General features: G+C 67.5%; 23 protein-coding genes. 17 read left to right on the top strand and 6 right to left on the bottom strand.

Features of this window, described 5'->3' with window-relative positions:
- Positions 1 to 99 precede the first annotated feature (99 nt).
- On the top strand, positions 100 to 1,677 hold the full coding sequence (locus CFB46_RS17645) for an aldehyde dehydrogenase (NADP(+)) (RefSeq protein WP_089500666.1): 1,578 nt from the start codon (positions 100 to 102) through the stop codon (positions 1,675 to 1,677).
- A 257-nt stretch (positions 1,678 to 1,934) separates the two neighbouring features.
- On the top strand, positions 1,935 to 2,489 hold the full coding sequence (locus CFB46_RS17640) for a hypothetical protein (protein ID WP_089500665.1): 555 nt from the start codon (positions 1,935 to 1,937) through the stop codon (positions 2,487 to 2,489).
- A gap of 103 nt (positions 2,490 to 2,592) precedes the next feature.
- Here CFB46_RS17640 and kdgD read toward each other — a convergent pair whose 3' ends face one another.
- Positions 2,593 to 3,507: a 5-dehydro-4-deoxyglucarate dehydratase gene (kdgD, locus tag CFB46_RS17635; protein WP_027781512.1), complete on the bottom strand. Its 915-nt coding sequence runs from the start codon at positions 3,505 to 3,507 to the stop codon at positions 2,593 to 2,595.
- A 228-nt stretch (positions 3,508 to 3,735) separates the two neighbouring features.
- Here kdgD and garD point away from each other — a divergent pair, with 228 nt between their 5' ends.
- From garD to CFB46_RS17615, 4 genes are all read left to right on the top strand, one after another.
- Complete coding sequence (gene garD / locus CFB46_RS17630; protein WP_027781511.1) at positions 3,736 to 5,289, top strand: galactarate dehydratase; 1,554 nt, start codon at positions 3,736 to 3,738, stop codon at positions 5,287 to 5,289.
- Positions 5,290 to 5,507: 218 nt separating this feature from the next.
- Positions 5,508 to 5,900: a nuclear transport factor 2 family protein gene (locus tag CFB46_RS17625; protein ID WP_089500664.1), complete on the top strand. Its 393-nt coding sequence runs from the start codon at positions 5,508 to 5,510 to the stop codon at positions 5,898 to 5,900.
- 80 nt (positions 5,901 to 5,980) lie between these two features.
- Positions 5,981 to 6,436, top strand: coding sequence for an RbsD/FucU family protein (locus CFB46_RS17620; RefSeq protein ID WP_027781509.1), 456 nt, complete (start codon positions 5,981 to 5,983; stop codon positions 6,434 to 6,436).
- 191 nt (positions 6,437 to 6,627) lie between these two features.
- Positions 6,628 to 7,065, top strand: a complete 438-nt coding sequence (locus CFB46_RS17615; RefSeq protein WP_089500663.1) for a DoxX family protein — start codon at positions 6,628 to 6,630, stop codon at positions 7,063 to 7,065.
- Between the two features lie 98 nt (positions 7,066 to 7,163).
- Here CFB46_RS17615 and CFB46_RS17610 read toward each other — a convergent pair whose 3' ends face one another.
- Together CFB46_RS17610 and CFB46_RS17605 are read right to left on the bottom strand one after the other, a co-directional pair.
- Entirely contained in the window at positions 7,164 to 8,474 is a 1,311-nt protein-coding gene (locus CFB46_RS17610; protein ID WP_089500662.1) for an MFS transporter, read from the bottom strand.
- A 317-nt stretch (positions 8,475 to 8,791) separates the two neighbouring features.
- Complete coding sequence (locus CFB46_RS17605; RefSeq protein ID WP_152777907.1) at positions 8,792 to 9,970, bottom strand: branched-chain amino acid ABC transporter substrate-binding protein; 1,179 nt, start codon at positions 9,968 to 9,970, stop codon at positions 8,792 to 8,794.
- 578 nt (positions 9,971 to 10,548) lie between these two features.
- On the opposite strand from CFB46_RS17605, the gene CFB46_RS17595 reads away from it, so the two are divergent.
- A complete protein-coding gene (locus CFB46_RS17595) occupies positions 10,549 to 11,343 on the top strand; it encodes an AraC family transcriptional regulator (protein WP_089500660.1) in 795 nt (264 codons plus the stop codon).
- Between the two features lie 86 nt (positions 11,344 to 11,429).
- Here the strand turns inward: CFB46_RS17595 and CFB46_RS17590 are convergent, their stop codons facing one another.
- Complete coding sequence (locus CFB46_RS17590; RefSeq protein WP_027781504.1) at positions 11,430 to 11,693, bottom strand: hypothetical protein; 264 nt, start codon at positions 11,691 to 11,693, stop codon at positions 11,430 to 11,432.
- A gap of 280 nt (positions 11,694 to 11,973) precedes the next feature.
- Positions 11,974 to 13,866, bottom strand: a complete 1,893-nt coding sequence (locus CFB46_RS17585) for a bifunctional sugar phosphate isomerase/epimerase/4-hydroxyphenylpyruvate dioxygenase family protein (protein WP_089500659.1) — start codon at positions 13,864 to 13,866, stop codon at positions 11,974 to 11,976.
- Between the two features lie 256 nt (positions 13,867 to 14,122).
- On the opposite strand from CFB46_RS17585, the gene aroQ reads away from it, so the two are divergent.
- From aroQ to CFB46_RS17570, 3 genes are read left to right on the top strand one after another with little or no spacing between them, the layout of a single operon-like run.
- Positions 14,123 to 14,578, top strand: coding sequence for a type II 3-dehydroquinate dehydratase (aroQ, locus tag CFB46_RS17580; protein WP_027781502.1), 456 nt, complete (start codon positions 14,123 to 14,125; stop codon positions 14,576 to 14,578).
- Positions 14,575 to 15,429, top strand: a complete 855-nt coding sequence (locus tag CFB46_RS17575; RefSeq protein ID WP_089500658.1) for a shikimate dehydrogenase — start codon at positions 14,575 to 14,577, stop codon at positions 15,427 to 15,429. The genes aroQ and CFB46_RS17575 overlap by 4 nt, the downstream gene beginning before the upstream one ends.
- Positions 15,430 to 15,466: 37 nt before the next feature.
- Entirely contained in the window at positions 15,467 to 16,810 is a 1,344-nt protein-coding gene (locus CFB46_RS17570) for an MFS transporter (protein ID WP_027781500.1), read from the top strand.
- A 101-nt stretch (positions 16,811 to 16,911) separates the two neighbouring features.
- Here the strand turns inward: CFB46_RS17570 and CFB46_RS17565 are convergent, their stop codons facing one another.
- Positions 16,912 to 18,021, bottom strand: a complete 1,110-nt coding sequence (locus CFB46_RS17565) for a 2-aminoethylphosphonate--pyruvate transaminase (protein ID WP_089500657.1) — start codon at positions 18,019 to 18,021, stop codon at positions 16,912 to 16,914.
- 261 nt (positions 18,022 to 18,282) lie between these two features.
- Here CFB46_RS17565 and phnS point away from each other — a divergent pair, with 261 nt between their 5' ends.
- From phnS to CFB46_RS17530, 7 genes are read left to right on the top strand one after another with little or no spacing between them, the layout of a single operon-like run.
- Complete coding sequence (gene phnS / locus CFB46_RS17560; protein ID WP_027781498.1) at positions 18,283 to 19,374, top strand: 2-aminoethylphosphonate ABC transporter substrate-binding protein; 1,092 nt, start codon at positions 18,283 to 18,285, stop codon at positions 19,372 to 19,374.
- 33 nt (positions 19,375 to 19,407) lie between these two features.
- Positions 19,408 to 20,511 carry a 2-aminoethylphosphonate ABC transport system ATP-binding subunit PhnT gene (phnT, locus tag CFB46_RS17555; protein ID WP_089500656.1) on the top strand — a complete coding sequence of 368 codons (1,104 nt, stop codon included), beginning with the start codon at positions 19,408 to 19,410 and terminating at the stop codon, positions 20,509 to 20,511.
- On the top strand, positions 20,489 to 21,409 hold the full coding sequence (phnU, locus tag CFB46_RS17550; protein ID WP_027806028.1) for a 2-aminoethylphosphonate ABC transporter permease subunit: 921 nt from the start codon (positions 20,489 to 20,491) through the stop codon (positions 21,407 to 21,409). The genes phnT and phnU overlap by 23 nt, the downstream gene beginning before the upstream one ends.
- Positions 21,399 to 22,259, top strand: coding sequence for a 2-aminoethylphosphonate ABC transport system, membrane component PhnV (gene phnV, locus CFB46_RS17545; protein WP_089500655.1), 861 nt, complete (start codon positions 21,399 to 21,401; stop codon positions 22,257 to 22,259). The genes phnU and phnV overlap by 11 nt, the downstream gene beginning before the upstream one ends.
- The gene (gene phnA / locus CFB46_RS17540) at positions 22,256 to 23,563 is read left to right on the top strand and encodes a phosphonoacetate hydrolase (protein ID WP_089500654.1); all 1,308 of its coding nucleotides are present in this window, start codon (positions 22,256 to 22,258) and stop codon (positions 23,561 to 23,563) included. The genes phnV and phnA overlap by 4 nt, the downstream gene beginning before the upstream one ends.
- Positions 23,560 to 25,014 (top strand): phosphonoacetaldehyde dehydrogenase, encoded by a 1,455-nt coding sequence (gene phnY, locus CFB46_RS17535; RefSeq protein ID WP_089500653.1) that lies wholly within the window; start codon positions 23,560 to 23,562, stop codon positions 25,012 to 25,014. The genes phnA and phnY overlap by 4 nt, the downstream gene beginning before the upstream one ends.
- Before the next feature lie 4 nt (positions 25,015 to 25,018).
- On the top strand, positions 25,019 to 25,573 hold the full coding sequence (locus CFB46_RS17530; protein ID WP_089500652.1) for a phosphonate degradation HD-domain oxygenase: 555 nt from the start codon (positions 25,019 to 25,021) through the stop codon (positions 25,571 to 25,573).
- The last annotated feature ends 438 nt before the right edge of the window (positions 25,574 to 26,011 follow it).

The raw sequence follows: 26,011 nt of genomic DNA, 5'->3' as shown, positions 1-26,011 counted from the left end.
TATCGTCGGCGCCTTCGCAGGCGATGCGATACTGTCGGCAGACATCGTATCTGTTGAGCTACAATGAGCAATCCATTCCCGAACCACGGAGCACACCCCATGCAACTGACAGGAGAGATGCTGATCGGCGCCGAAGCGGTGGCCGGCTCGGCTGGAATCTTGCACGCGTTTGACCCGACGAAGGGCGCGCCGATCGACGTCCCGGCGTTCGGCGTCGCGACGCAGGCCGACGTCGACCGCGCGTGCGAACTCGCACGCGACGCGTTCGACGCGTACCGCACGCAGCCGCTCGCGGCCCGCGCGGCGTTTCTCGAAGCGATCGCCGATGAAATCGTCGCGCTCGGCGATGCACTGATCGAGCGTGCGCATGCCGAAACGGGCCTGCCGGTCGCGCGGCTGCAGGGCGAGCGCGGCCGCACCGTCGGCCAGCTCCGGCTGTTCGCGCGCGTCGTGCGCGACGGGCGCTTCCTCGCCGCGTCGATCGATCCCGCGCAGCCGGCACGCACGCCGCTGCCGCGTTCGGACCTGCGGCTGCAGAAAGTCGCGCTCGGGCCCGTCGTCGTGTTCGGCGCGAGCAATTTCCCGCTCGCGTTCTCGGTGGCCGGCGGCGATACCGCGTCGGCACTCGCGGCCGGCTGTCCGGTGATCGTGAAGGCGCATGAAGCGCACCTCGGCACGTCCGAGCTGGTCGGCCGTGCGATCCGCGCCGCGGTCGCGAAAACCGGCATGCCGGCCGGCGTGTTCTCGCTGCTGGTCGGCCCGGGCCGCGTGACCGGCGCGGCGCTGGTCAGCCATCCGGCGATCCAGGCCGTCGGTTTCACCGGTTCCCGGCAGGGCGGGATGGCGCTCGTGCAGCTCGCGAACGCGCGCCCGCAGCCGATTCCGGTCTACGCGGAAATGAGCAGCATCAACCCCGTCGTGCTGTTCCCGGCCGCGCTGGCCGCACGCGGCGACGCGATCGCGACGGGCTTCGTCGATTCGCTGACGCTCGGCGTCGGCCAGTTCTGTACCAATCCGGGCCTCGTGCTCGCGATCGACGGCCCCGATCTCGACCGCTTCGAGACGGTCGCCGCGCAGGCGCTCGCGAAGAAGCCGGCCGGCGTGATGCTCACGCGCGGCATTGCCGATGCGTACCGCAACGGTCGCGGCAAGCTGGCCGAGCTGTCCGACGTGCGCGAAATCGGCGTGGGTGAATCCGCACAGACCGACTGCCAGGCGGGCGGCGCGCTGTACGAAGTCGGCGCGCAGGCGTTCCTGACCGAGCCGGCGTTCAGCCACGAGGTGTTCGGGCCGGCGTCGCTGATCGTGCGCTGCCGCGATCTCGACGAAGTCGCGCGCGTGCTCGACGCGCTCGAAGGCCAGCTCACGGCCACGCTGCAGATGGATGCCGACGACAAGCCGCTCGCGCGCCGGCTGCTGCCGATCCTCGAACGCAAGGCCGGGCGCCTGCTCGTCAACGGTTACCCGACCGGCGTCGAGGTGTGCGACGCAATGGTGCACGGCGGGCCGTTCCCCGCAACGTCGAATCCGGCCGTCACGTCGGTCGGGGCGACCGCGATCGAGCGTTTCCTGCGGCCGGTGTGCTATCAGGACTTCCCGGACGATCTGCTGCCCGAAGGACTGCAGGAAAGCAATCCGCTCGCGATTCCGCGGCTGCGCGACGGCAAGGCGGAGTGACGTGGCGTAACCGTTGAAGGCAGCGTCCCGGAAGGGACGCGTTCCGGCACGATGGAACATGGCGGCGGGGCTCACGGGCCCCGCCGTTTTTTATGCAGCGCCGGTTTTCGTGCCAGGTTCGCTCGGTCAGTGAGCGGGGCGGGCGACTAAATGTCGGCTTTCCTGTTGCCCGCGTTTCTCCTACAGTAGCGAAGCCTCGGGCTGTCCGGCCCGCAGGCGAGCCTGAGAGACGCACAAAACCAACAAGGAACCATCCGATGAATATCAGCAAGCGTGGCGACCACCTGTTCGCGGCCGGGTTGTGGAAAGCAATCGGCGACGTCGCGAAATCGGTCCGTACCCAGATCGGCGAATACAGCGAAGGGCGTGTGCTGGCCGACGCGCTGTTCGCGCTGCAGCGCGAGCTGGGCGGCGGCGAATTCGACGTGACGATCAACCAGGGGCGGCCCGTCGTGGGCTCCGATCCGCATTCGGTGATCTTCGGCAGGGCCGTCGAGCGCTTCAGGTACGACATGGAGGCGGTGGTGTTCGCGCTGAAGCATCGCCGCAGCATCGATGAGCCCAACGGCGCGCAGCGCGCCGACGCACTCACGCAGGCCAATACGCATCTCGCGACCGCGAAGCAGTACGCGATATTCACGGTCGGGCGGTTCTTCGATGCGGTGGTCGACCGCGACGTGCTCGAGCAGATCGTGGGCGCCGAGTCGCCGACGCGCGGCCGGCCGGTCGCGGCGCGCAAGGGAATTGACGAGACGCAGCGCACGCTCACCGGCGTGCGCCAGCGGATCGTCGGCGCGATCGCGCAGATGTGACGATCGCGCCGGCGCGTCGCGCCGCGCGGCCGTCGAGTGATGCGGGTACGGCGTGATCAGGCCGGCCGCGGCGCCATGAAGGCCGCGCCGACGGCGAACCTGCTTACTGCGGGCCCATCTTCTTGATCAGCACGTCGAGCTCGGCCGCTTCGGCTTCGGTCAGGTCGATGAGCGGCGCACGCACGGGGCCCGCGTCGTGGCCGACGAGTTTCGCGCCCGCTTTCACGATGCTGACCGCGTAGCCTGCGCGGCGATTGCGGATCTTCAGGTACGGCAGGAAGAACTCGTCGATCAGGCGGCCGACCGTCGCGTGGTCGTCCTTCGCGATCGCCTCGTAAAACGCCATCGCCGTCTTCGGGATGAAGTTGAACACCGCCGACGAGTACACCGGCACGCCGAGCGCCTTGTACGCGGCTGCATAGACTTCAGCCGTCGGCAGGCCGCCGAGGTACGCGAAACGATCGCCGAGGCGGCGGCGGATCGTGACCATGCTTTCGATTTCGCCGACGCCGTCCTTGAAGCCGATCAGGTTCGGGCAACGGTCGGCGAGGCGCTCGAGCATGTCGGCATTCAGCTTCGAATTCGCGCGGTTGTATACCACGACGCCGATCTTCAGCGCGCGGCAGACCTGCTCGACGTGCTCGGCGATTCCTTCCTGGCTCGCTTCGGTCAGGTAGTGCGGCATCAGCAGCACGCCGCTCGCGCCGAGGCGCTCGGCTTCCTGCGCATATTCGATCGCGACGCGCGTCGCGCCGCCGGCGCCGGCGAGGATCGGCACCTTGCCCTTGCAGGTTTCCGTCGCGACGCGGATCACGTCCGAATACTCGCGCTGGGTGAGCGAGAAGAATTCGCCGGTGCCGCCGGCCGCGAACAGTGCGCTCGCGCCATACGGCGCCAGCCATTCCAGGCGCTCGGCATAGGTGGTCGGGCGGAAGCTGCCGTCGGCGTCGAAATCCGTCAGCGGAAACGACAGCAGGCCGTGGGAGATGATCTGTTTGAGTTCTTGCGGTGAAGTCATGGTTGGGTCGTCCGTCTAGCGCGAGTGCGGGGTTCGTCGGTACGGCATCCGAGCCATATTGGCGATGTCGTTGTATGTCATCGTACAACGCAAGAAAGAGCGGCGCAAGCGGTTTGCTGGCCGGTCAAGGGTAGGGTCTTTCCGGATAAGGGTTTACTCAGCATCGTGGATTGAGGTTGAATGTCGTATGATGACTAACGATATCGCAGATAGCTTCCAGGAATTCCGATGACTGCTTCCCCTCTCTACATCCGCGTGCATCCGGACGACAACGTCGCGATCGTCGTCAACGACGGTGGTTTGCCCCAAGGCGCGACGTTCGCCGACGGGCTGACGTTGTGCGAAGGCGTGCCGCAGGGGCACAAGGTCGCGCTCGTCGACCTCGCGGCCGGCGACCCGGTCGTTCGCTACAACGTGGTGATCGGCTATGCGCTGACCGACCTGCGGCGCGGCAGTTGGGTCAACGAGCGCACGATGCGCATGCCCGAGCCGCCCGGCCTTGACGACCTGCCGCTCGCCACGCGCGCCGCGCCGCCGCTCGAGCCGCTCGAAGGCTATACGTTCGAGGGCTTCCGCAATGCCGACGGCTCGGTCGGCACGCGCAACATCCTCGCGATCACGACGACCGTGCAGTGCGTGTCGGGCGTCGTCGAGCATGCGGTGAAGCGGATCAAGGACGAACTGCTGCCGCGCTACCCGAACGTCGACGACGTGGTCGGGCTCGAACATACGTACGGCTGCGGCGTCGCGATCGATGCGCCCGACGCCGACATCCCGATCCGCACGCTGCGCAACATCAGCCTGAATCCGAACTTCGGCGGCGAAGTGATGACCGTGAGCCTCGGCTGCGAGAAGCTGCAGCCCGAGCGGCTGCTGCCGCCGGGCTCGATTCCGCTGGCGGCCGACGGCGCGACCGGCAACGGCGGCGTCGTCTGCCTGCAGGACGCCGCGCACGTCGGCTTCAACTCGATGATCGACTCGATCATGAAGATGGCCGAATCGCATCTCGAGCGGCTGAACCGCCGCCGTCGCGAAACCTGCCCGGCGTCGGATCTCGTCGTCGGCGTGCAGTGCGGCGGCAGCGACGCGTTCTCGGGGCTCACCGCGAACCCGGCGGTCGGCTTCGCGGCCGACCTGCTCGTGCGTGCGGGCGCGACGATCATGTTCTCGGAGGTGACCGAAGTGCGCGACGGCGTCGCGCAGCTCACGTCGCGCGCGGCGAACGAGGACGTCGCCCGCGAGATCATCCGCGAGATGGACTGGTACGACCGCTACCTGCAGCGCGGCCGCGTCGACCGCAGTGCGAACACGACGCCGGGCAACAAGAAGGGCGGCCTGTCGAACATTGTCGAGAAGGCGATGGGGTCGATCGTGAAGTCGGGCAGCGCGCCGATCGCCGGCGTCGTGCGCCCCGGCGATCGCGCGCGGCAAAAGGGGCTGCTGTACGCGGCGACGCCCGCGAGCGATTTCATCTGCGGCACGCTGCAGCTCGCGGCGGGGATGAACCTGCACATTTTCACGACCGGCCGCGGCACGCCGTACGGCCTCGCGCAGGTGCCGGTGATCAAGGTCGCGACGCGCAGCGATCTCGCGCGCCGCTGGCACGACCTGATGGATCTCGATGCGGGGCAGATCGCGACCGGCGCGGCGACCATCGAGGACACGGGCTGGGCACTGTTCCGGCTGATGCTCGACGTCGCCAGCGGCAAGCGCCGCACGTGGGCCGAGCAATGGAAGCTCGCGAATGCGCTGACGCTGTTCAATCCGGCGCCGGTGACCTGACGCGCGCGCGGTGGTTGCGGCACGACGATGCGGGCGCCTTCGGGCGCCCGTTTTCGTTGCGATGCGCATGGCGATTTGGCGCGGGCATGTGGCGCGTGGCCGGCGCGATTTCCTTACCTCCCGCGTAATCGACCGCCCCCGCCGGCCCGGCGACGATAGCGGCACGCGGACACGAAACGTCCGCGACATCGTCCGTCACCGACACAAGGAGCCTCGCCATGAACACCGCTCAATCCGCATCGTCCGTCCACGCCGATCTGATCGACCGCTACTTCGACGCCTGGAACGAACCCGACGTCGCGCGCCGCCGCGCGCTGATCGATGCGACGTACGCGAGCGACGCGGCCTATCGCGATCCGCTGATGGCCGGCGACGGCCACGCGGGCATCGACACGATGATCGCCGCCGTGCAGCAACGTTTCCCCGCCTACCGCTTCAGCCGCACGACCGACGTCGATGCGTTCGGCTCGTACCTGCGATTCTCGTGGGAGCTCGTGTCGCCCGACGGCGCGGCGATCGTAAAGGGTTCGGACTTCGGCACCGTCGACGCGTCGGGCCGCCTCGCGTCGGTCACGGGTTTCATCGACGAAATGCCGGCCGCGGCGTCCTGATCCCAACGATGCATGCACTGCGGGCCGCCGGGATCGGGTAACGTTATGCGATTCGTTCCTGAACCCGGAGACTAGCCCACATGTTGAAGAATCTCGACCCGCTGCTGCACGCCGACATCCTGCACACGCTGCGCGCGATGGGTCACGGCGACGAAATCGCGATCTGCGATGCGAATTTCCCGGCGGAATCCGTCGCGGAGCACACGGTGGTCGGCCGTGCGCTGCGGATCGACGGCGCCGATTCGGCGCGCGTCGTGCGCGCGGTGCTGTCCGTGCTGCCGCTCGATACGTTCGTCGACACGCCCGCGTGGCGCATGGAAGTCGTCGGCGACGCGGCCGCGGTGCCGCCCGTGCAGCGCGAAGTGCAGGCCGAGATCGACCGCGCGGAAGGGCGCGCCGTGCCGCTTGCCGGCGTCGAACGTTTCGCGTTCTACGAGCGCGCGCAGCAGACGTATGCGGTGATCGTCACCGGCGAACTGCGCGGCTACGGCTGCTTCATCTTCAAGAAGGGCGTGCTGTTGAGCGACGCGGGCTAAACGCGTTTTTCAGCGCGCCGGGCTGCCGGCGCCGCCGCCGCAGTGTAAAGATTTGCTACAACCTTTTTCTTGGACACGGCGAAAAGACCCTCTATGCTGGCCCATTTGCCGCGCGCCCACCCGGGCCGCGCGGCGCCGAACCGCCCGGGCGCGCCCGGGCGGGCGGCCGAATTGCATACGAGGAGAGAGGCATGACGCGTACCGTCGATTCCGGCGTCATTTTTTTCGCACGCCTGGCGCTGGCGGCGTTGTTCTTGTGGGGCGGCATCATGAAGCTGCTCGGCTACAGCGATTTCGTCGCGTATCTGCACACGATGAACGTGCCCTATCAACAGGTCGTCGCACCGATCGTCGTCGCGATCGAGGGGCTGGGCGGCCTGCTGTTGATCGTCGGCTACAAGGTCCGGCCGCTCGCGTTGCTGATGGCGGTCTACACGATCGCGACCGCGATGGTCGGGCACAACTTCTGGGACGCGACCAACGCCGCCGTCCAGCACGACATGGTGATTCACTTCTGGAAGAACGTCGCGATCGCCGGCGGGTTCCTGCTGTTGTTCGTCACCGGCGCCGGCGGCGCGAGCATCGACGCGTTGCGCCGGCCGAGTTCGTCGTACGGCATGCTGCGTTGAGCTGACCGCACTCGCGCCGCTACGCCGAGGCAAGTCAAAAGGGCCGAATCCCGCACGCCGCGGGATTCGGCCCTTCGTTCATGAAGCGGGCGCCAGCGTCAGTGCGTGCCCTTCACGTCCTTCGCATCCTTCGAGAACTGCACGGCGATCGCGCCCAGCACGCAGATCGCCGCGACGTACACGACCGGCGCGAGCGGATTCGACTTCATCATCAGCGACACGATCACCGGCGTGAGGCCGCCGAAGATCGCATACGCGACGTTGTACGAGAACGAGATGCCCGAGAAGCGCACGACGGCCGGGAAGCTCTTGACCATCACGAACGGCACCGCGCCGATCGTGCCGACCATGAAGCCCGCGATCCCGTAGTAGAGCGGCAGCGTCGACGCATCGGCCGCGACCTGCACGAACAGCAGGTAGTAGCACGCGGCCAGCCCGATGCCGCCGATGCCGAGCACGCGCTTCGCGCCGATCCAGCCCGCGAGCGAACCCGCGGTGATGCAGCCGGCCGTCAGGCACAGCGTCGCGACGCTGTTCGCGAACAGCGTCGTCGCCGGCGTCAGGTGGAACTGCTTCTGCAGCAGCGCGGGCGTCATCAGGATCACGACGACGATCGCGGCCGACAGCATCCACGTGAGCAGCATCGACACGATCACCGCGCGGCCGTGGTCGCGCAACACCGCCTTCAGCGGAATCTCGGCCGCGAGCGCCTTCTTCGCCTTCATCTCGGCGAACACCGGCGTTTCATGCAGCCAGCGGCGCAGGTACACGGAGAACAGCCCGAACACGCCGCCGAGCAGGAACGGGATGCGCCACGCGAACGCGCCGACTTCGGCCGTCGAGTAGCGGCTGTTGATGCCGGCCGCGACGAGCGAGCCGAGCAGAATGCCGGCCGTCAGGCCCGCGGTCAGCGTGCCGCATGCGTAGCCGATATGGCGCGACGGCACGTGCTCGGACACGAACACCCACGCGCCCGGCACCTCGCCGCCGACCGCCGCGCCCTGCAGCACGCGGAACAGCAGCAGCAACACCGGCGCGAGGATGCCGATCGTGTCGTAGGTGGGCAGCATGCCCATCAGCAGCGTCGGCACCGACATCATCAGCACGCTCAGCGTGAACATCCGCTTGCGGCCGAACAGGTCGCCGAAGTGCGCCATGATCACGCCGCCGAGCGGGCGCGCGAGATAGCCGGCCGCGAAGATGCCGAACGTCTGCAACTGGCGCAGCCAGTCGGGAATGTCGTGCGGGAAGAAGAGTTGTCCTATCGCCGGCGCGAAGAACACGAAGATGATGAAGTCGTAGAACTCGAGGGCGCCGCCGAGTGCGGCAAGGCCAAGGGTCTTGTAGTCGCTGCGCGTGAGCGCGCGTTCGGCGGCGAGTGGCACGCCGCTCAATTCGGAAGCTTGCATGGTCAGGACGATCGGTTTTCGAATGTTGTTGTCGGTGCTGCGTCTCCAGGGCCCGCTATCGGCATGGACTGACAAGGCGCGGCTTGCGTCGTCGAAGCGTGCCGCGTGCCGGGTGAGGCACGAAACACGCGCCGCCGCACCGGGATGGGGCACGGCAGAGACGAAGCGGCAAAGCGGGTGGGGGGGATTCTACAGGAGCGCGAAATGCCTGCGCGCGGGCGCGCGCCGAGCGCGGCTTCGGACCATGCAGCCGAAGCGCACGCGGCGCGCGCGGCCGGTGAGCCGCTGGCGCGCCGCGCGGGGCAGGGCCCGCGTAATCAGTTGCCGGCGATCGTATCGACCGGCTTGAACGCGCCGCGCTCGACCTTGTAGATCGTCACCGGCGCATCCTTCAGGTCGCCCTTCGGGTCGTACGCGATGCTCGGAGCCGACACGCCCTTGATCGACACCTTGCCGAGGTACGGCGTGTACACCTTCGGATCGGTCGAATTCGCGTCCTTCATCGCGGTGAGCAGCGCGATCGTGCCGTCGTACGAGTATGGCGAGTACGTGATCACGTCTTCGTTGAAGCGCGCCTTGTAGCGGGCCGCGTACCCGGAGAAGCCCGGCATCTTTTCCTTCGGCAGCCCGCCCATGTAGACGATCGCGCCTTCGGCCGCGTCGCCGCCGACCTTCAGGAACGTCGGCGAGCGCGACATCTCGCCCGTCACGAACGCCGACTTCATTCCGAGCTGGCGCATCTTGCGGATCATCGGCGACGATTGCGCGTCGCCGCCGCCGTAGAAGACCGCATCCGGATTCACGCCCTTCAGGTTGGTCAGGATCGCGGAGAAATCGAGCGCCTTGTCGTTCGTGAAGTCGCGCTTGACGATCGTGCCGCCGGCCGCTTCCACGGCCTTCGCGAATTCGTCGGCGATGCCCTGGCCGTAGGCCGTGCGGTCGTCGATGATCGCGATGCGCTTGAAGTGCAGCGTCTTCACCGCATACGTGCCGACGATGCGGCCGGCCTGCGCGTCGCTCGTCAGCAGCCGGTAGGTCGTCTTGTAGCCGCGCGCCGTGTATTGCGGCGACGTCGCCATCGAGATCTGCGGCAGCCCCGCGCGATCGTACAGATCGGACGCGGGAATGCTGGTGCCCGAGTTGAAGTGGCCGATGATCCCGCGGACGTTGTCGTCGATCAGCCGCTGCGCGACGGTCGTGCCGGTGCGCGGGTCGGCCTGGTCGTCCTGCGAGTCGAGCTGGAACGTGACGGGCTTGCCGCCGATCGTCGGATGCGTCGCGTTGAAATCGGCGATCGCGAGCTGCACGCCCTTCTGCATGTCCGTGCCGTAATTCGACTGCGGGCCGGTCAGCGGTGCGGCGAAACCGATCTTGACGACGTCGGCGGCGACGGCGTGCGCGCCCGACAGTGCGCAGGCGGCGGCCAGCGCGACGTGCGATACCTTCAGCTTCACTTTCACTTCCCCTTGATGGCGTGGTTGGGCCGCCGCCGGCATGCGGGCCGGCGCCGGTAAACCGGGCGAGACGTATCGGTCCGCAGGCCGATGGGCCGGCCATGCGTGCTTGCCGCGTGCTGCGCGCGCTGTGCCGGAATCGGCGTGCGCGATGGTGGATGCGGCGGGCCGTGCATGCCGATTGCGGCAGCGACGGGATGTCGTCTCGTGACCGTGAAGCGAAGTCTAGGTAGCGAAAATGCGTGCGTCTTGCGCGTTCGATGCGTGGCCGGCGACGATATCGGCATATCGTCGATAACCCTGATATATGCTGAAATCGTCATGACGAATGCGCAAACCCGCCAAGACGCGGGTCGTCGGCATTTTTAGGATGATGAATTCGGGTGCGTGGCACCGGCGTGTCGATGCGCCGCGGCCGCAGCGGCGCAAGCGGAACGGCTGCCGGCCGCGCACGTGCCGCGTAGTGGTTGCGTACGCAACCTGTCCCGCTGACCGATGAACCTGGCCGGGACACACGATTCGACCGGCCGCCGTCTTGCCTGCCCCGCCTTCGGCGCGACGCGATCGAAGGGGCGCTCCTATAATCGACGCCATCTGCCACTCGCTTCGCGGTTGCCGGGATGACGACCTTGCTTGCCGTACCGCCCATGAGCCTGTCCGACACGTTGCGCTACCAGCCCGACAACGCCGATCTCGGTGCGATGCTTGCGCATTTCCGTCTGCTCGAACCGGTGTTCGATGCGCTGCCGGATGTCGCGTTCTTCGTGAAGGATGCGAGCGGCCGCTACGCGATCGTCAATCGCACGCTGGCGATGCGCTGCGGCTACAAGGACAAGCGCGACCTGCTCGGCAAGACGGCCGACGAGGTGTTTCCGCGCCGCTTCGGCCGTAGTTACTTCGAGCAGGACATGGCGACGATCAACGCCGGTCAGCAGCTGATGGACCAGCTCGAGCTGCACCTGTATCCGGGCCGCCAGCCGGGCTGGTGCCTGACCTGCAAGGAGCCGCTGCGCGACGCCGCGGGCCGGGTGATCGGCCTCGCGGGCATCTCGCGCGACCTGAAGGCGCACGAGGGATCGCACCCGGCGTACAGCCGGCTCGCCGACGTGGTCCAGCACATCCAGGATCACTACGTGCAGCCGCTGAACCTGAAGCATCTCGCGCAGATGGCCGGGATGTCGGTCGCGCAGCTCGAGCGCTACTTCCACAAGGTGTTCCACCTGACGCCGCGTCAGGTGCTGCTGAAGACGCGGCTCGACGCGGCCACCGCGCTGCTCGTCACCCACGACAAGGTGACCGACGTCGCGGCGTTATGCGGTTATACGGATCACAGCGCGTTCACGCGCCAGTTCAAGGCGACGGTCGGCGTGACGCCGACGGAATACCGGTTGATGCTGCAGGAGCGGGCAGGGTGACGCCACTCGCCGGCGTGGTCGGCGCGTGGCAGGGACCGGGGTCGGGCGGGGAAACGGGAACGGGTGAAAGCGGGTAAAGCGGTGGCTCAACGGTAGCCGAGCCCTTTCAGGACGGCCGTGCCGTCTTCGGTCAGCCGGAAGCTCGGGGTCGTATCAGGGTCCAGCTTGACCATTTCGACGAGGCCGGCTTCCTGCAGCGCGGGCAATTCCGGTTTGGCGTTCGCGCCGATCGGCGCATGCAGCAGCACCAGCAACGTCGCGATTTCGTGATGACTGAGCAGGCGGCGCAGCATCGTCTTCTTTGCAGGGGGCGCGGCCGGGCGGCCCGCGGGTGCTTCTACGGCGCTCATCGCTTTCCTCCTTTTCAAGATAACCATCGGGTACTGGTTGCGGATGGTGCCGTCTAAGACTTAAGCGATTCTTAAAACCGTGGTGGGCGACGCAATGCTGCACTGCGGTACGGGTTACCGGATGTAACGTCCGACGACGCGCGGCTCCCGGCACGACCGCGGGCAGCCATGCGGGCCGGCCCTTGGCCGCGAGATACACCACGATGCGGCAGGCAAGCGGGCCCGTCCGATCGATGGGTGGGCGCGATCCGGCCCCCCACTCCGGTTCGCGTCCTTTTCCTTATTTCCTGCGCTGCGCCTGCGCGGCGAGCCGCACGGCCGCATTCGCCGCGCCGTAGCCGTCGTATCCGCCGCGTCGCTCGACGATCTCGAGCGAGAAGCGGTTGTCGACCAGTTCCGTATAGGCATGCAGGAACTCGCCGCCGTGCTCGTCGCGGTCGTACAGCAGATGATGGGCGCTCAGCGTATCGATCACGTCGTCCGGCAACGCATAGCGCGCGGCGAGATCGTCGTAGTAGTTGGCCGGAATGCGCAGGAACGGTACGCCGTCGGCCGCGAACGCGGCGACCGTCTTCACGATGTCGCCCGTGCGGAACGCGACGTGGTTCAGCCCGGTGCCGTGGTAGCGGTCGAGCGATTCGGCGACGGCCGTGTGACGGTCGACCGACGCGTTCAGCGCGATCCGCACCGAGCCGTCGGCGCTGCGCACCGCGCGGCTGCGCATCAGCCCGTACGGGTCGGGCACGAGCCAGCTGCGCTCGGCCTCGAAGCCGAACGCCGTCTTGAAGAACAGGATCCACGTGTCGAGCGCGTCGGCCGGCAGCGCGAGGCACACGTGATCGATGCCCGTCAGCGGGCCGACTTCGCTCGGGCCGTCGATGTCGGTCAGCACGAAGTCAGATTCATACAGCGTCGGCGCATCCGGCGCTTCGTCGACGAAATATTCGAGGCTGCCGTCCGGCGCCTTCACGCTCGGCAGCACGCGCTCGTTCGGCCCGACCCGGCCGGAGAACGGCGCGTAGCCGAAGCCGGCCGCGCGTTCGAACGCCACCTTGGCATCGTCGACGCGGAACGCGGACGCGCACAGCGACAGCCCGTGCTGCTGGAAGAACGCATCGGCGAACGAGTCGCGCTCGGCGTTCAGCACGATCGATGCGGCCCCGTGCTGGAACAGCGTCACGTCCTTCGAGCGATGCCGGCCGGCGAGCCGGAAGCGCATCCGGCCGAGCCATTCGCCGACGGTCGCCGCCGCCTGCGCGTCGACCGCGAATTCGATGAACTGGAACCCGACGTGCGCGGGCGGCGCGGGCGGTGCGAACAGCGGCTGGCCGGCGGCCGGCGCGCGACCCTCCTGGGCGAGCCGCGCGCGCGTCAGGTCTTCCAGATAGAGCAGCGAGCGATGGCCGTCCGCTGCCGTGAGCGCGGTCGGCGCCGCGCGGAAGCCGTCGTTGAAGATCTCGAGCGACAGCGGCCCCGTATAGCCCGACTCGATCACGCGCGCGGTGAAGCGGGCCAGGTCGAAGTCGCCCTGGCCCGGGAACGAACGGTAGTGGCGGCTCCATTCGAGCACGTCCATCACGAGCTTCGGCGCGTCGGCGATCTGCACGAAGGCGATCCGGTCGCCGGGGATGTCGGCGATCGCGTCCGGCGAATCGTCGAGCGACAGCGTGTGGAAGCTGTCGAGCGCAAGGCCGAGATGCGGGCTGTTCACCGCATTCACGAGCTGCCACGCGTGGCCGTACCGCTTGACGACGCGGCCCCACGCGAGCGCTTCGTACGCGGCCACCACGCCGGCCTGCCGCGCGGCCTCGGCGAGCGCGCCGAGCTGATCGACGAGTAGCCCGTCGTCGGCGATCGTATCGGCCGACACATTGCTGCAGACGAGGATGCGGTCGGTACCGAGCGCATGCATCACGTCGAACTTGCGCTTGATCCGGTCGAGATTGCGCGCGAGCTGGGCCGCGCTCACGCCCTCGAAATCGCGAAACGGCTGGAACAGCACGATGTCGAGGCCGAGATCGGCGGCCATGCGCCGGACGTCGGCCGGCGATCCGTCGAAGTAGACGAGGTCGTTTTCGAAGATTTCGACGCCGTCGAAGCCCGCGGCCTGGATGGCGGCGAGCTTCTCGGCGAGCGTGCCGGACAGGGACACGGTGGCGATCGAGCGCTGCATGGGCGATTCCTGCGGATGAGCGGGGCATGACGCCGGTCGAACCGACCCTGAATGAACCAGTCGTTGAGTTCGGCGCGGGCGCCATATCCCGAATTTACTGGGCTAGTGATGCGTATTGTACAAACTAACTAGATGGTACAAATTAGCGAAAACCCGAAAAGACATTGCGCTGGCGCAAGTGCACACTAGCGCCAAATCTTGACGTCAGGGGACGGAGTCGGCTAACGATTCGCCCCCGTTTCTGGAGCAAAATCACATGAGCAAGCACAAGGTGCTGGTGCTGAACGGCCCGAACCTGAATCTGTTGGGCACGCGCGAGCCCCACATCTACGGCGCGGAAACGCTCGCCGATCTCGAGCAGCGTTGCCGCACGGCGGCGGAAGGGCTCGGGCTGGAAATCGAGTTCCGCCAGTCGAACGCCGAGCATCAACTGATCGACTGGCTGCATGCCGCGCGTCACGACACGCACGGCATCGTGATCAACCCGGCCGCCTATACGCACACGTCGGTGGCGCTGGCCGACGCGCTTTCCGCGATCGCGAAGCCGGTGATCGAAGTGCATATCTCGAACGTCCATCGCCGCGAGGCGTTTCGCCACCATTCGTATGTGTCGGCGATCGCCGAAGCCGTGATCTGCGGCTGCGGCACCGAAGGCTACGTGTTCGCGCTGCAGCGCCTGGCGACGCTGTTCGCACAGGGAGCCGCCCGATGAGCCGCCCGTCGTTTCTGATCGGCCTGATCGGCCAGGGCATCGGCGGTTCGCTGTCGCCCGCGATGCACGAGGAAGAGGGATTCCGCCAGGGCTTTGGCTACGTGTACCGGCGCATCGATCTCGATGCGCTCGGCTTGAGCGTCGACGCGCTGCCGCAACTGCTCGAGGCCGCGCAGCGGATGGGCTACAACGGGCTGAACATCACGCACCCGTGCAAGCAGCGCGTGATCGAGCACCTCGACGCGCTGTCGGACGACGCGCGTGCGCTCGGCGCGGTGAACACCGTGCTGTTCAAGGACGGCAAGCGGATCGGCCACAACACCGACTGGTCGGGCTTCGCGAAATCGTTCCGCCGCGGGCTGCCCGGCGCGTCGCTCGAACGCGTCGTCCAGCTCGGCGCGGGCGGCGCGGGCGCGGCTGTCGCGCACGCGGCGCTGCAGATGGGCGCGGCCGCACTGACGATTTTCGACGTCGACGGCACGCGGGCCACCGCGCTGGCGGCCGAATTGCAGCAGCGCTTCCCCGCGGCCCGGGTCGCGCCGGGTAGCGATCTCGCGGCCGCGATGCGCGCCGCGACCGGCCTGATCCACGCAACGCCGACCGGCATGGTCAAGCATCCGGGCCTGCCGCTGCCGGCCGAACTGCTCCACGCGGGCATGTGGGTGGCCGACATCGTGTATTTCCCGCTCGAAACCGAGCTGATCCACGCCGCACGCGCGGCCGGCTGCGCGACGCTGCCGGGCGGGGGGATGGCCGTGTACCAGGCCGTCGACGCGTTCGAGATCTTCACCGGGCGCACGCCCGACGCCGAGCGGATGTTCGAGCACTTTCAGTCGCTCGTCGCGCGCTGACCCCTTACAGATACAGAAAGAGACCAAGGAGACGACCATGCAGCACACTACCCAGACGAGCGCCGCGCCGGCGCAGGCGGCCGGCACGGTCCGGCGCACGTCGGCGCGCTACAAGATCCTCGCGCTGCTCGCGATCGGCACGATGATCAACTATCTCGACCGCACCGTGCTGGGCGTGGCTGCGCCGCAGCTCACGAAGGAGCTCGGCATCAACGCGGCCGTGATGGGCATCATGTTCTCCGCGTTCTCGTGGACGTACGTGGCGATGCAGGTTCCAGGCGGCCTGTTCCTCGACCGCTTCGGCAGCAAGATCACCTACTACTGGTCGATGACGCTGTGGTCGCTGTGCACGCTCCTGCAAGGCTTCGTGCCGGGCGTCGCGACGCTGCTCGCGTGCCGCCTCGGCCTCGGCATCACCGAGGCGCCGTGCTTCCCGACCAACAGCCGTGTCGTCGCGACGTGGTTCCCGCAGAACGAACGCGCGATGGCGACGGGCACCTATACCGTCGGCGAATACATCGGCCTCGCGTTCTTCAGCCCCGTGCTGTTCGCGCTGATGGGCGCTTTCGGCTGGCGCTCGCTGTTCTGGGTCGTGGGCGCGGTCGGCATCGTGTTCGGCCTCGTCTGGTGGAAGCTCTACCACGAGCCGCGCAACCATCCGGGTGCGAACGCGGCGGAACTGGCCTATATCGAGGCGGGCGGCGGCCTCGTGCACGGCGTGCGCAAGACCGACGACAAGAGCGGCAAGGCCGCGCAACCGAAGTTCAGCTGGGCGATGGCCGGCAAACTGCTGAAGAAGCGCCAGCTCGCGGGCATCTGCCTCGGCCAGTTCGCCGGCAACTCGACGCTCGTGTTCTTCCTGACCTGGTTCCCGACCTATCTGGCAACCGAGCGCCACATGGGCTGGCTGAAGATCGGCTTCTTCGCGGTGATGCCGTTCATCGCCGCGTCGATCGGCGTGATGTTCGGCGGAATCTTCTCCGACTGGTTGCTGCGCCGCGGCAAGTCCGCGAACCTCGCGCGCAAGCTGCCGATCATCGCGGGCCTGCTGCTCGCGTCGACGATCATTCTCGCGAACTACGTGCAGAGCAACGAAGCCGTGATCGCGATCATGTCGGTCGCGTTCTTCGCGCAGGGGATGGCCGCACTGGGCTGGACGCTCGTGTCGGACATCGCGCCGGACGGCCTGCTCGGCGTGACGGGCGGCATCTTCAACTTCGCGGCGAACCTCGCCGGCATCATCACGCCGCTCGTCGTCGGCTTCATCGTCGCGTCGACCGGCTCGTTCGTCGGCGCGCTCGTATTCATCGGCGTGATCGCGCTGATCGGCGCGCTGTCGTACATCTTCGTCGTCGGCGACATCAAGCGGATCGAGTTGTAAATACCGGCTCCCCGCACACTCGGTGCATTCGCCCGGCGGCCGATCGGCCGTCGGGCTTTTTTATTTGCGCGTGCCGGCGGGCGGCCGGCACGTACGCAACTTCACGCGTGCTGCATCGCGATGCCGAGCGATTCGACCGCGGCCGCGATGGCGGCGACCGCACGCCGGATATCGGTCGCGTCGATCGCGCCGATGCAGCCGACGCGGAACGTTTCGAGACGCGTGAGCTTGCCCGGATACAGGATGAAGCCCGCGTCGCGCACCGCGTCGTAGAAGCGGCGGAAATCGTAGGCCGGATGGTCGGGCGCGTGGAACGTGACGATCACCGGCGCCTGCACGCCGGCGTCGAGGAACGGCACGAAGCCGAGCGCGCGCATCGATTCGATCAGCGTCCGGCAGTTGTCCGCATAGCGTGCGCCGCGCATCGGCTGGCCGCCTTCGGCGAGGTACTGGTCGAGCGCGGCGCGCAGCGCGGCAATCACGTGCGTCGGCGGCGTGAAGCGCCATTGCCCCGTCTTGCGCAGATACGCGTACTGATCGTGGAGATCGAGCGCGAGCGACGGCGAGTTGCCTTCGCTCGCGTCGAGCGCGTCGCGCCGCACGATCGCGAACCCCATTCCCGGCACGCCTTCGAGGCATTTGCCGCTGGCCGAGATCAGCGCGTCGATGCCGCTGTCCGCCAGCGCGATCGGCAGCGCACCGAACGAACTCATCGCGTCGACGATCAGCCGCTTGCCGTGCCGCCGGCACGCGGCCGCGATCGCATCGAGCGGATTCAGGATCCCGGCGCTCGTTTCCAGGTGCACGAGCGCGACGTGCGTGATGCGCGGCTCGCGTGCGAATGCGGCTTCGACGGCCGCCGCGTCGACGGCCGCGTCTTCGCCGAACGGCAACGCGATCGCGTCGATGCCGAGCCGGCCGAGAATCTTCAGGATGCGCGCGCAATACGCGCCGTTGTCGGGGACCAGCACGACGCCGTCGCGCGGCACCAGCGTGCCGAGCGCGGCTTCGACCGAGAACGTGCCGCTGCCCTGCATCGGCACGCACACGTACGCGTCGCCGCCGCCCGCGATGGCGACGAGATCGGCACAGACGCTGGCCGTCAGTTGATTGAAAGCGGCATCCCACGACCCCCAGTCATGTTGCATTGCGTGGCGTGTTGTGGCGGACGTGGTGAGCGGGCCGGGCGTGAGCAGGATCGGGTCGGGCATGGTTTTTTTCTCCGGCAAAGGGCGAACGAAACGCCGATCGGCATTTCTGAATGACTTGCATGATAGTGGCAAAATGTGTCATTTTTTGGAAATTGTGGCATTCGTCACGGCTTTGTCATCGAACGCTGTGATCCTTCGGTTGCCGCGCGACACCCAGCCTGAGCGCGGTAGCGAGGCGGGCCGCCAGGCGGTCTGCCCAGAGATAACAGGAGAGCCGGATCGTGCCCCGGCCGTTTGGTGTTCCGCCTACGGAGAAGTGAGATGACACTGCAGAAACCCTCGCGCGCCGCCGCCGGCGCGTTCCGCAAGCTCGCGCTGGCCGCCTGCGCCGCCGGTCTGCTGCAAGGCGCCGCGATGCCGGCGCATGCGGCAAACGCGGTCGTGCTGTACACGGCGGACGGCCTCGAGAACCTCTATCGCGATGTGCTGCCGGCCTTCGAGAAGAAGGAAGGCGTGAAGGTCAACATCGTGACGGCGGGCAGCGGCGAAGTGGTGAACCGCGCGAACATCGAGAAGAATTCCCCGAAGGCCGACGTGATCGTCACGCTGCCGCCGTTCATCCAGCAAGCCGGCCAGATGGGCCTGCTGCAGCCGTACCAGAGCGTCAACTACAAGAACGTGCCGGCCATCGCGAAGGCCGAAGATGGCACGTGGGCGACGTTTGTGAACAACTACTTCTCGTTCGCGATCAACCCGGACGTCGTGAAGAACCAGCCGAAGACGTTCGCCGACCTGCTCGCGCCGGCCTACGCCGGCAAGGTCGCGTATTCGAACCCGGCCACGGCCGGCGACGGGATGGCCGTGCTGATCCTGACGACGTCGCTGATGGGCGAGGACAAGGCGTTCGACTACCTCGCGAAGCTGTCGCAGAGCGTGAAGTTCCACACGAAGGGCACGGGCTACCTGAACGTGCTGCTCTCGCGTAACGAGATCAGCGTCGCGAACGGCGACCTGCAGATGGATCTCGACGACGCCGAACACGGCGCGCTGTCCGTCAAGCCGATCTTCCTGTCCGCGAAGGACGGCGACCAGCCGACCACGTTCCAGCTCCCGTACGGCATCGGCCTGATCAAGAGCGGCCCGAATCAGGACGCCGGCAGGAAGCTGATCGACTACCTGATGTCGACGGAAGTGCAGTCGAAGGTGCCGGATATGTACGGCATTCCGGGCCGCACCGACGTGCCGCTGTCCGGCAAGAACGGCGAAGCGGTCAAGAAGGCGATCGCGGGCGTGAAGCTGATTCCGGTCGACTGGACCCAGGTGATGGCGAAGAAGCCGGTGTGGATCGAGCGCTGGAAGAAGGACGTGATCGGCAGCTCGGGCAAGCAGCTCGACGTCGTCAAGCCGAAGTGAGCGGCGCACGCCGCCTGTACAGCGAGCAAGAGGATGAACCCGGTGGAAACCACCCTGACCCATCCCGGCGCATTCGGCGCCGCCGAACCGCACGCGACGCTGCGGTCCGGCGCGCCGGGCGGCGTGCAGATCGAACACCTGAGCGTGCGCTACGGCGCACGCACGGTGCTCGACGATCTGTCGCTGTCGATCGGCGCCGGTGAATTTCTGACCGTGCTCGGCAAGAGCGGCTGCGGCAAGACCACGCTGCTGCGCTTTATCGCCGGGTTCGTGAAGGCCGACGGCCTGACCGGCACGCTGACCGTTGCCGGGCGTGACCTGACCTATGCGCCGCCGCACAAGCGCAACCTCGGTCTGCTGTTCCAGAGTTACGCGCTGTTCCCGCACCTGTCGGTGTTCGAGAACGTCGCATTCGGGCTGCGCGCACGCGGCATGGCGTCGTCGGAAGTGACGCGCCGTGTCGCCGATGCGCTCAAGCTCGTTCAACTCGGCGACGCCGGCCACCATCTGCCCGCGCAACTGTCGGGCGGGATGCAGCAGCGCGTCGCGCTGGCCCGCGCCCTCGTGATCGAGCCCGACGTGCTGCTGCTCGACGAGCCGCTGTCGGCGCTCGACGCCAACCTGCGCGCATCGGTGCGCAGCGAACTGAAGGCGCTGCACGAGCGCCTGCCGAACCTGACCGTCGTCTGCGTGACGCACGACCGCGACGACGCGCTCGTGCTGTCCGACCGCGCGCTGCTGATGCGTGACGGCCACATCGCGCAGCTCGGCACGCCCCAGCAGTTGTACGACGCGCCGTGCGACGGTTACGTCGCGCGCTATCTCGGCCCGGCGAACCTGCTGCCTCCGCACGTGATCTTCCCGCTCGGCGATCCGCGCCACGAAGTGCGCGGCAAGGTCGCCTGCGTGCGCCCCGAGCGGCTGACCGTGATGCCGCCCGCGGCAGGCGGCCTGCACGGCACCGTGTCGTCGGTCGAATGGCAGGGTGCGGACTTGTCGATCGCGGTCGTCATCGACGCGGCGCCCGACGAACCCGTGCGCGTGACGATGCAACGCGGCCGCGGCGCGGCTCCCGAGCGCGGCGCGCGCGTGTCCCTGCATTGCGAGGCAGACGATGTCGTCCTTATCGAGCCCTGAAGCCGGCCTGCCGCCGCACGTGCTCGCGTCGGCCGCCGCGCATGCCGCCGCCGCGCGGCGCCGCAGGCGCATGGGCGACCTGCACCTGGCCGCGCTCGCGATCGTCGTGCTCGGCCCGCTCGTCGTCTATCCGCTGGTGCGGCTCGTGCTGCTGAGCGTCTCGGGCGATCACGGGTTGAGTTTCGCCGCGTACCGGACCTTCTTCGGCAATCCCGACACGCGCAACGTGCTGCTGACGACGCTCGGCGTCCTGTTCGCGAGCGCCGGCACCGCGTCGGTGCTTGGCGTGCTGCTGGCGGCGCTGCTGTTCTTCAGGCCGTTCCCGGGCGCGTCGCTCGTCACGCGCTTCCTGGAGCTGTACGTCGCGTTTCCGTCGTTCCTCGTCGCGTTCACGCTGATCTTCCTGTACGGCTCGCAAGGCTCGATCAGCATCGCGCTGCAGCACCTGTTCCATCTCGAGAATCCGCCGCTCGATTTCCTGTTCGGCATCGGCGGCGTGATCCTCGCGCAGACCGTGTTCTACACGCCGTTCGTCGTGCGGCCGACGCTCGCGTCGTTCGCGACGCTCGACCTGCGGCTGATCGAAGCCGCGCGCAGCCTCGGCGCGCCCGGCTGGATGCTCGCGCGCCGCGTCGTGCTGCCGATCGCGTGGCCGGGCATCGCCGCCGGCACCGTGCTGTGTTTCCTGCTGACGCTGAACGAGTTCGGGATTCTGCTCGTGCTCGGCAGTGCGCGGCTCGTGACGCTGCCGGTCGCGATCTACAGCAGCGCGACCGTCGATCTCGACCTGCCGACCGCGTCGGCCGGCGCGGTCGTGATGTTGTCGCTGTCGCTGGCGCTGTATGCGGTTTATCGCCGGGTGAACCGGCGTGCGACGGGAGGAAACGATGTCCGCTGAATTCCGTATCGGGCAGGCCGTGCCGCGCCACCAGATCGGCTGGACCGACGCGCTGCTCAAGCATGCGTCGCGCGCCGCGCTCGCGCTGGCCGCATTCGCGTGCTTCTGGCTGTTCGTGCTGCCGGTGATCGTCGTCGCGCTGTCGAGCGTGGCGACGCAGTGGTCGGGCACGATCCTGCCGGCCGGCTACAGCCTGCGCTGGTTCGAGCGGCTCGGCTCGCAGGAATACGACGCGCTGCTGACGAGCCTCGAAATCGGCTTCGGCGTATCGGCGCTCGGCACGATCCTCGGGCTGTGGCTGGCGCTCGCGCTCGAAGGGCGCGACCGGCGCGGCCTCGGCGCGGTCGTCGACGCGCTCGTGATGGTGCCGAACGGCGTACCGAGCGTCGTGCTCGGGCTCGCGGTGCTGATCGCGTATCACCAGAAGCCGCTCGACCTGTCGAGCTCGGCGGCGATCGTCGTGCTGGTGCAACTCGCGCTGATCCTGCCGTTCTGCTATCGCTGCGCGGCCGCCGCGCTGCGTCCGGAGCTGACCGTGCTGCGCGAAGCCGCCGCGAGCCTCGGTGCGCCGCCCGCGATGGTGCTGCGCCGCGTGCTGCTGCCGCAACTCGTGCCGGCGCTGCGCGCGAGCCTCGCGCTCGGCTTTGCGCTGTCGCTCGGCGAGCTCGGCGCGACGCTCACGGTTTATCCGCCCGGCTTCGCGACCGTGCCGATCGTCGTGATCGGCCAGGTGGAGCGCGGCTATTACCTGCCGGCGTCGGCGCTGTCGCTGCTGATGCTCGGCGCGTCGCTCGCGGCGCTGCTGCTGATCGCCGCGCGCGTGCCGCGCGGCAAGCGGGCGCCATCATGAACGCCGCGTTCGCGTTGCGCCATCCCGGTGATGCGTCGCCCGCCGGCGCGTCGACCGGTCTCGCCGGACGTTCGATCGACGTCAATGGCCGGCACTACCGGCTGCCGGTCGAGCCGACCGTCGTCATCTGTGTCGACGGCTGCGAGTACGACTATCTCGAACGCGCGGTGGAAGCGGGCGTCGCGCCGTTCATCGGCCGGATGATCGCGGAAGGCACGGCCTGGCGGGCCGATTGCGTCGTGCCGACCTTCACCAACCCGAACAACCTGTCGATCGTCTGCGGCGTGCCGCCGTCGGTCCACGGCATCTGCGGTAACTATTTCTGGGATCCCGCCGCCGACGGCGGGCGCGGTGCCGAAGTCATGATGAACGACCCGGCCTATCTGCGTGCCGGCACGCTGCTCGCGGCGGCGTCCGACGCCGGCGCGCGGGTGGCCGTCGTGACCGCGAAGGACAAGCTGCGCAGGCTGCTCGGCTGGCGGCTGAACGGTATCTGCTTTTCGGCCGAGAAGGCCGCACAGGCCAATCTCGCGGAAAACGGCATCGTCGACGTGCTCGACTGGGTCGGCCTGCCGTCGCCGGATGTGTACAGCGCGGCGTTGTCCGAATTCGTGTTCGCGGCCGGCGTACGGCTCGCGCAGACGCGGCAGGTCGACCTGATGTACCTGTCGACCACCGACTACGTGCAGCACAAGTGCGAGCCGGGCAGTCCCGGCGCGAATGCGTTTTACGCGATGATGGACGGCTACCTCGCGCAGCTCGACGCGCTCGGCTGGGCGATCGGCCTCACGGCCGACCACGGGATGAACGCGAAGCACGATCCGGCGACGGGCCGGCCGAACGTGATCTATCTGCAGGATGCCTTCGACGCCTGGTACGGCGCGCAGGCTGCGCGCGTGATCCTGCCGATTACCGATCCGTACGTCGTGCACCACGGTGCGCTCGGTTCGTTTGCGACGATCTACCTGGCGCCGGGTGTCGACCGGGTCGAGGCGATGTGGCGCATCGGTGGCCTCGACGGCGTCGAGCTCGTGCTCGACAACGCGGAAGCTGCCGCGCGCTTCGAACTGCCGGCCGACCGGATCGGCGATCTCGTCGTGATCGGCCGCCGCGACATGACGCTCGGCACGCGCGAGCGCGAACACGACCTGTCGGGCCTCACGGTGCCGCTGCGTTCGCATGGCGGCGTGTCCGAGCAGGAAGTGCCGCTGCTGTTCAATCGCCGTATCGAGCGGGACGATCCCGCCCGTCGCCCGCGCAACTTCGACGTGTTCGATTTCGTGTTGAACCGGATCGCGACATGATGGCTCATCCGCGGCAAGATCATCCGGCGTTTCGCGCAGAAGCATTGCGCTGGCGCGGCACGCGTGCGATGCGCGAGCGCACGCTCGACGTCGCGGATCCGTACACGGGCACACGCGTCGGCACCGCGCCGCTCGCCAGCGTCGACGACGTGCGCGCGGCGTTCGATTATGCGATGGCCTACCGGCCGACGCTCACGCGCTACGAGCGTTCGCAGATTCTCGAACGTGCGGCCGCGTTGCTGCGTGAACGCACCGAGCAAGCGTCCGACCTGATCACGCTCGAATCGGGGCTGTCGAAACAGGATTCGCGCTACGAGATCGGCCGTGTCGCCGACGTGCTGAAGTTCGCGGCGGTCGAGGCGCTGCGCGACGACGCGCAGAGTTTCTCGTGCGACCTGACGCCCCACGGCAAGGCACGGCGCGTGTTCTCGCAGCGGCAGCCGCTCGACGGCGTGATCGTCGCGATCACGCCGTTCAATCATCCGATGAACCAGGTGGCGCACAAGATCGCGCCGGCGATCGCGACCAACAACCGCGTGATCGTGAAGCCGTCGGAGAAGGTGCCGCTGTCGGCGTTCTATCTGGCGGACCTGCTGTACGAAGCAGGATTGCCCGAGCCGATGCTGCAGGTGCTGACCGGCGACCCGGCCGAGATCGCGGACGAACTCGTCACGCATCCGCATGCGTCGCTGATCACGTTCACGGGCGGTGTCGCGATCGGCAAGGCGATTGTCGCGCGGGCCGGTTACCGGCGCATCGTGCTGGAACTGGGCGGCAACGATCCGCTGATCGTCCTCGCCGATGCCGATCTCGACCGCGCGGCGTCGCTCGCGGTGCTCGGCTCGTACCGGAATTCCGGCCAGCGCTGCACGGCCGTCAAGCGGATGCTGGTGCAGCGCTCGATCGCGCCCGCGTTCACCGAACTGCTCGTCGAGAAGACGCGCGCATGGAAATACGGCGATCCGTTCGATTCCGCGAACGAAATGGGCACGGTGATCGACGCAGCGGCGGCGCGGCTGTTCGAGGCACGCGTGAACGAGGCGGTCGCGCAGGGTGCGCGCCTGCTGACCGGCAATGTGCGGCGCGGCGCGCTGTACGCGCCGACCGTGCTCGACAACGTCGATCCGTCGATGACGATCGTGCGCGAGGAGACCTTCGGCCCCGTCTCGCCCGTCATCGCGTTCGACACGATCGACGACGCGATCCGGATCAGCAACGGGACGGCGTTCGGGCTGTCGTCGGGTGTCTGTACGGACAGCACGGCGGCCGTCGTGCGGTTCGTCAACGAACTGAACGTCGGCACAGTGAACGTGTGGGAAGTACCGGGATACCGGATCGAACTGTCGCCGTTCGGCGGGATCAAGGATTCGGGGCTCGGTTACAAGGAAGGCGTCCAGGAGGCGATGAAGAGTTTCACGAACCTGAAGACGTTTTCGTTGCCTTGGGAGTAAACGAATGGCGTTGACGGTGGAAGAGATCCACGGGTTGTATCGCGAGCATGGCCATGTGGCCTATGCCGGCGAACCGGTCACGCAGCTGGAGCATGCATTGCAGAGCGCAATGCTGGCGGAGGCGTCCGGGGCGGACGAAGCGCTGGTCGCCGCGGCGTTCCTGCACGACCTCGGCCATTTGCTGAATCGGCAGGGCGAGACGCCGAGCGCGCGCGGGATCGACGATCTGCATCAGTATTACGTGCTGCCGTTCCTGCGGCCGCTGTTCAACGATGCGGTGCTGGAGCCGATCCGGCTGCACGTCGACGCGAAGCGCTGCCTGTGCCGCACGGACGCCGGCTACTTCGAGAGCCTGTCGCCGGATTCGGTGCGCAGTCTGGCGTTGCAGGGCGACATCTTCAGTGAGGAGGAGACGGCTGCGTTCCTGCAGCGCCCGTTCGCGGAGGACGCGCTGCGCCTGCGCCGCTGGGACGACACGGCGAAGGAGGAAGGCAAGATCACGCCGGATCTCGATCACTATATGGAGATCGTCGCGCGCCAGGTGCGTGCGGCCTCCTGACTGTTCGGCTGCTTCTATATAAGGCGCCGCACGCGATAGCGTGCGGCGCCTTATATTTTTTGCGAAACCCCTTGCGCGATTGCCGGTGGATGCATAGAATCACGCCTCTTTCGCGCTAACGGAAACACGGCGCGGAAGGAAGGGAAGCGGTGCTGGTGAGGTTCGGTGGTAGCGAGCCTTGGCGGTGCAGGAAGATGGCCCCGCAGTCGCAACGATGTAGTGCAGAAAGTTGTTGACGAGCTGCGAAACACGGTTCATAATCTCGCTTCTCTGCTGCTGAAAACGCAGCGCTGCCGGGAAACTTCAGGTTCCTCGCAGAAATGCTCTTTAAAAATTAACAGCCGATAAGTGTGGGCGCTTGATGGAAGCGAGCTGATCCTCGGATCAGAAAGCGAAAGTATCAAGAGTCTCACACTAAAGTAAGTCAGGTTTATGAAG

Source organism: Burkholderia sp. HI2761 (assembly GCF_002223355.1).
GTDB lineage: Bacteria > Pseudomonadota > Gammaproteobacteria > Burkholderiales > Burkholderiaceae > Burkholderia.
Note: the sequence above shows the minus strand (reverse complement) of the source record. Positions and strands in the feature narration are given on the sequence as shown.

Coding starts and splice junctions, on each gene's coding strand:
- CFB46_RS17645 (WP_089500666.1), top strand. CDS start 100: ATGCAACTGACAGGAGAGATGCTGATCGGCGCCGAAGCGGTGGCCGGC.
- CFB46_RS17640 (WP_089500665.1), top strand. CDS start 1,935: ATGAATATCAGCAAGCGTGGCGACCACCTGTTCGCGGCCGGGTTGTGG.
- kdgD (WP_027781512.1), bottom strand. CDS start 3,507: ATGACTTCACCGCAAGAACTCAAACAGATCATCTCCCACGGCCTGCTG.
- garD (WP_027781511.1), top strand. CDS start 3,736: ATGACTGCTTCCCCTCTCTACATCCGCGTGCATCCGGACGACAACGTC.
- CFB46_RS17625 (WP_089500664.1), top strand. CDS start 5,508: ATGAACACCGCTCAATCCGCATCGTCCGTCCACGCCGATCTGATCGAC.
- CFB46_RS17620 (WP_027781509.1), top strand. CDS start 5,981: ATGTTGAAGAATCTCGACCCGCTGCTGCACGCCGACATCCTGCACACG.
- CFB46_RS17615 (WP_089500663.1), top strand. CDS start 6,628: ATGACGCGTACCGTCGATTCCGGCGTCATTTTTTTCGCACGCCTGGCG.
- CFB46_RS17610 (WP_089500662.1), bottom strand. CDS start 8,474: ATGCAAGCTTCCGAATTGAGCGGCGTGCCACTCGCCGCCGAACGCGCG.
- CFB46_RS17605 (WP_152777907.1), bottom strand. CDS start 9,970: ATGCCGGCGGCGGCCCAACCACGCCATCAAGGGGAAGTGAAAGTGAAG.
- CFB46_RS17595 (WP_089500660.1), top strand. CDS start 10,549: ATGACGACCTTGCTTGCCGTACCGCCCATGAGCCTGTCCGACACGTTG.
- CFB46_RS17590 (WP_027781504.1), bottom strand. CDS start 11,693: ATGAGCGCCGTAGAAGCACCCGCGGGCCGCCCGGCCGCGCCCCCTGCA.
- CFB46_RS17585 (WP_089500659.1), bottom strand. CDS start 13,866: ATGCAGCGCTCGATCGCCACCGTGTCCCTGTCCGGCACGCTCGCCGAG.
- aroQ (WP_027781502.1), top strand. CDS start 14,123: ATGAGCAAGCACAAGGTGCTGGTGCTGAACGGCCCGAACCTGAATCTG.
- CFB46_RS17575 (WP_089500658.1), top strand. CDS start 14,575: ATGAGCCGCCCGTCGTTTCTGATCGGCCTGATCGGCCAGGGCATCGGC.
- CFB46_RS17570 (WP_027781500.1), top strand. CDS start 15,467: ATGCAGCACACTACCCAGACGAGCGCCGCGCCGGCGCAGGCGGCCGGC.
- CFB46_RS17565 (WP_089500657.1), bottom strand. CDS start 18,021: ATGCCCGACCCGATCCTGCTCACGCCCGGCCCGCTCACCACGTCCGCC.
- phnS (WP_027781498.1), top strand. CDS start 18,283: ATGACACTGCAGAAACCCTCGCGCGCCGCCGCCGGCGCGTTCCGCAAG.
- phnT (WP_089500656.1), top strand. CDS start 19,408: ATGAACCCGGTGGAAACCACCCTGACCCATCCCGGCGCATTCGGCGCC.
- phnU (WP_027806028.1), top strand. CDS start 20,489: ATGTCGTCCTTATCGAGCCCTGAAGCCGGCCTGCCGCCGCACGTGCTC.
- phnV (WP_089500655.1), top strand. CDS start 21,399: ATGTCCGCTGAATTCCGTATCGGGCAGGCCGTGCCGCGCCACCAGATC.
- phnA (WP_089500654.1), top strand. CDS start 22,256: ATGAACGCCGCGTTCGCGTTGCGCCATCCCGGTGATGCGTCGCCCGCC.
- phnY (WP_089500653.1), top strand. CDS start 23,560: ATGATGGCTCATCCGCGGCAAGATCATCCGGCGTTTCGCGCAGAAGCA.
- CFB46_RS17530 (WP_089500652.1), top strand. CDS start 25,019: ATGGCGTTGACGGTGGAAGAGATCCACGGGTTGTATCGCGAGCATGGC.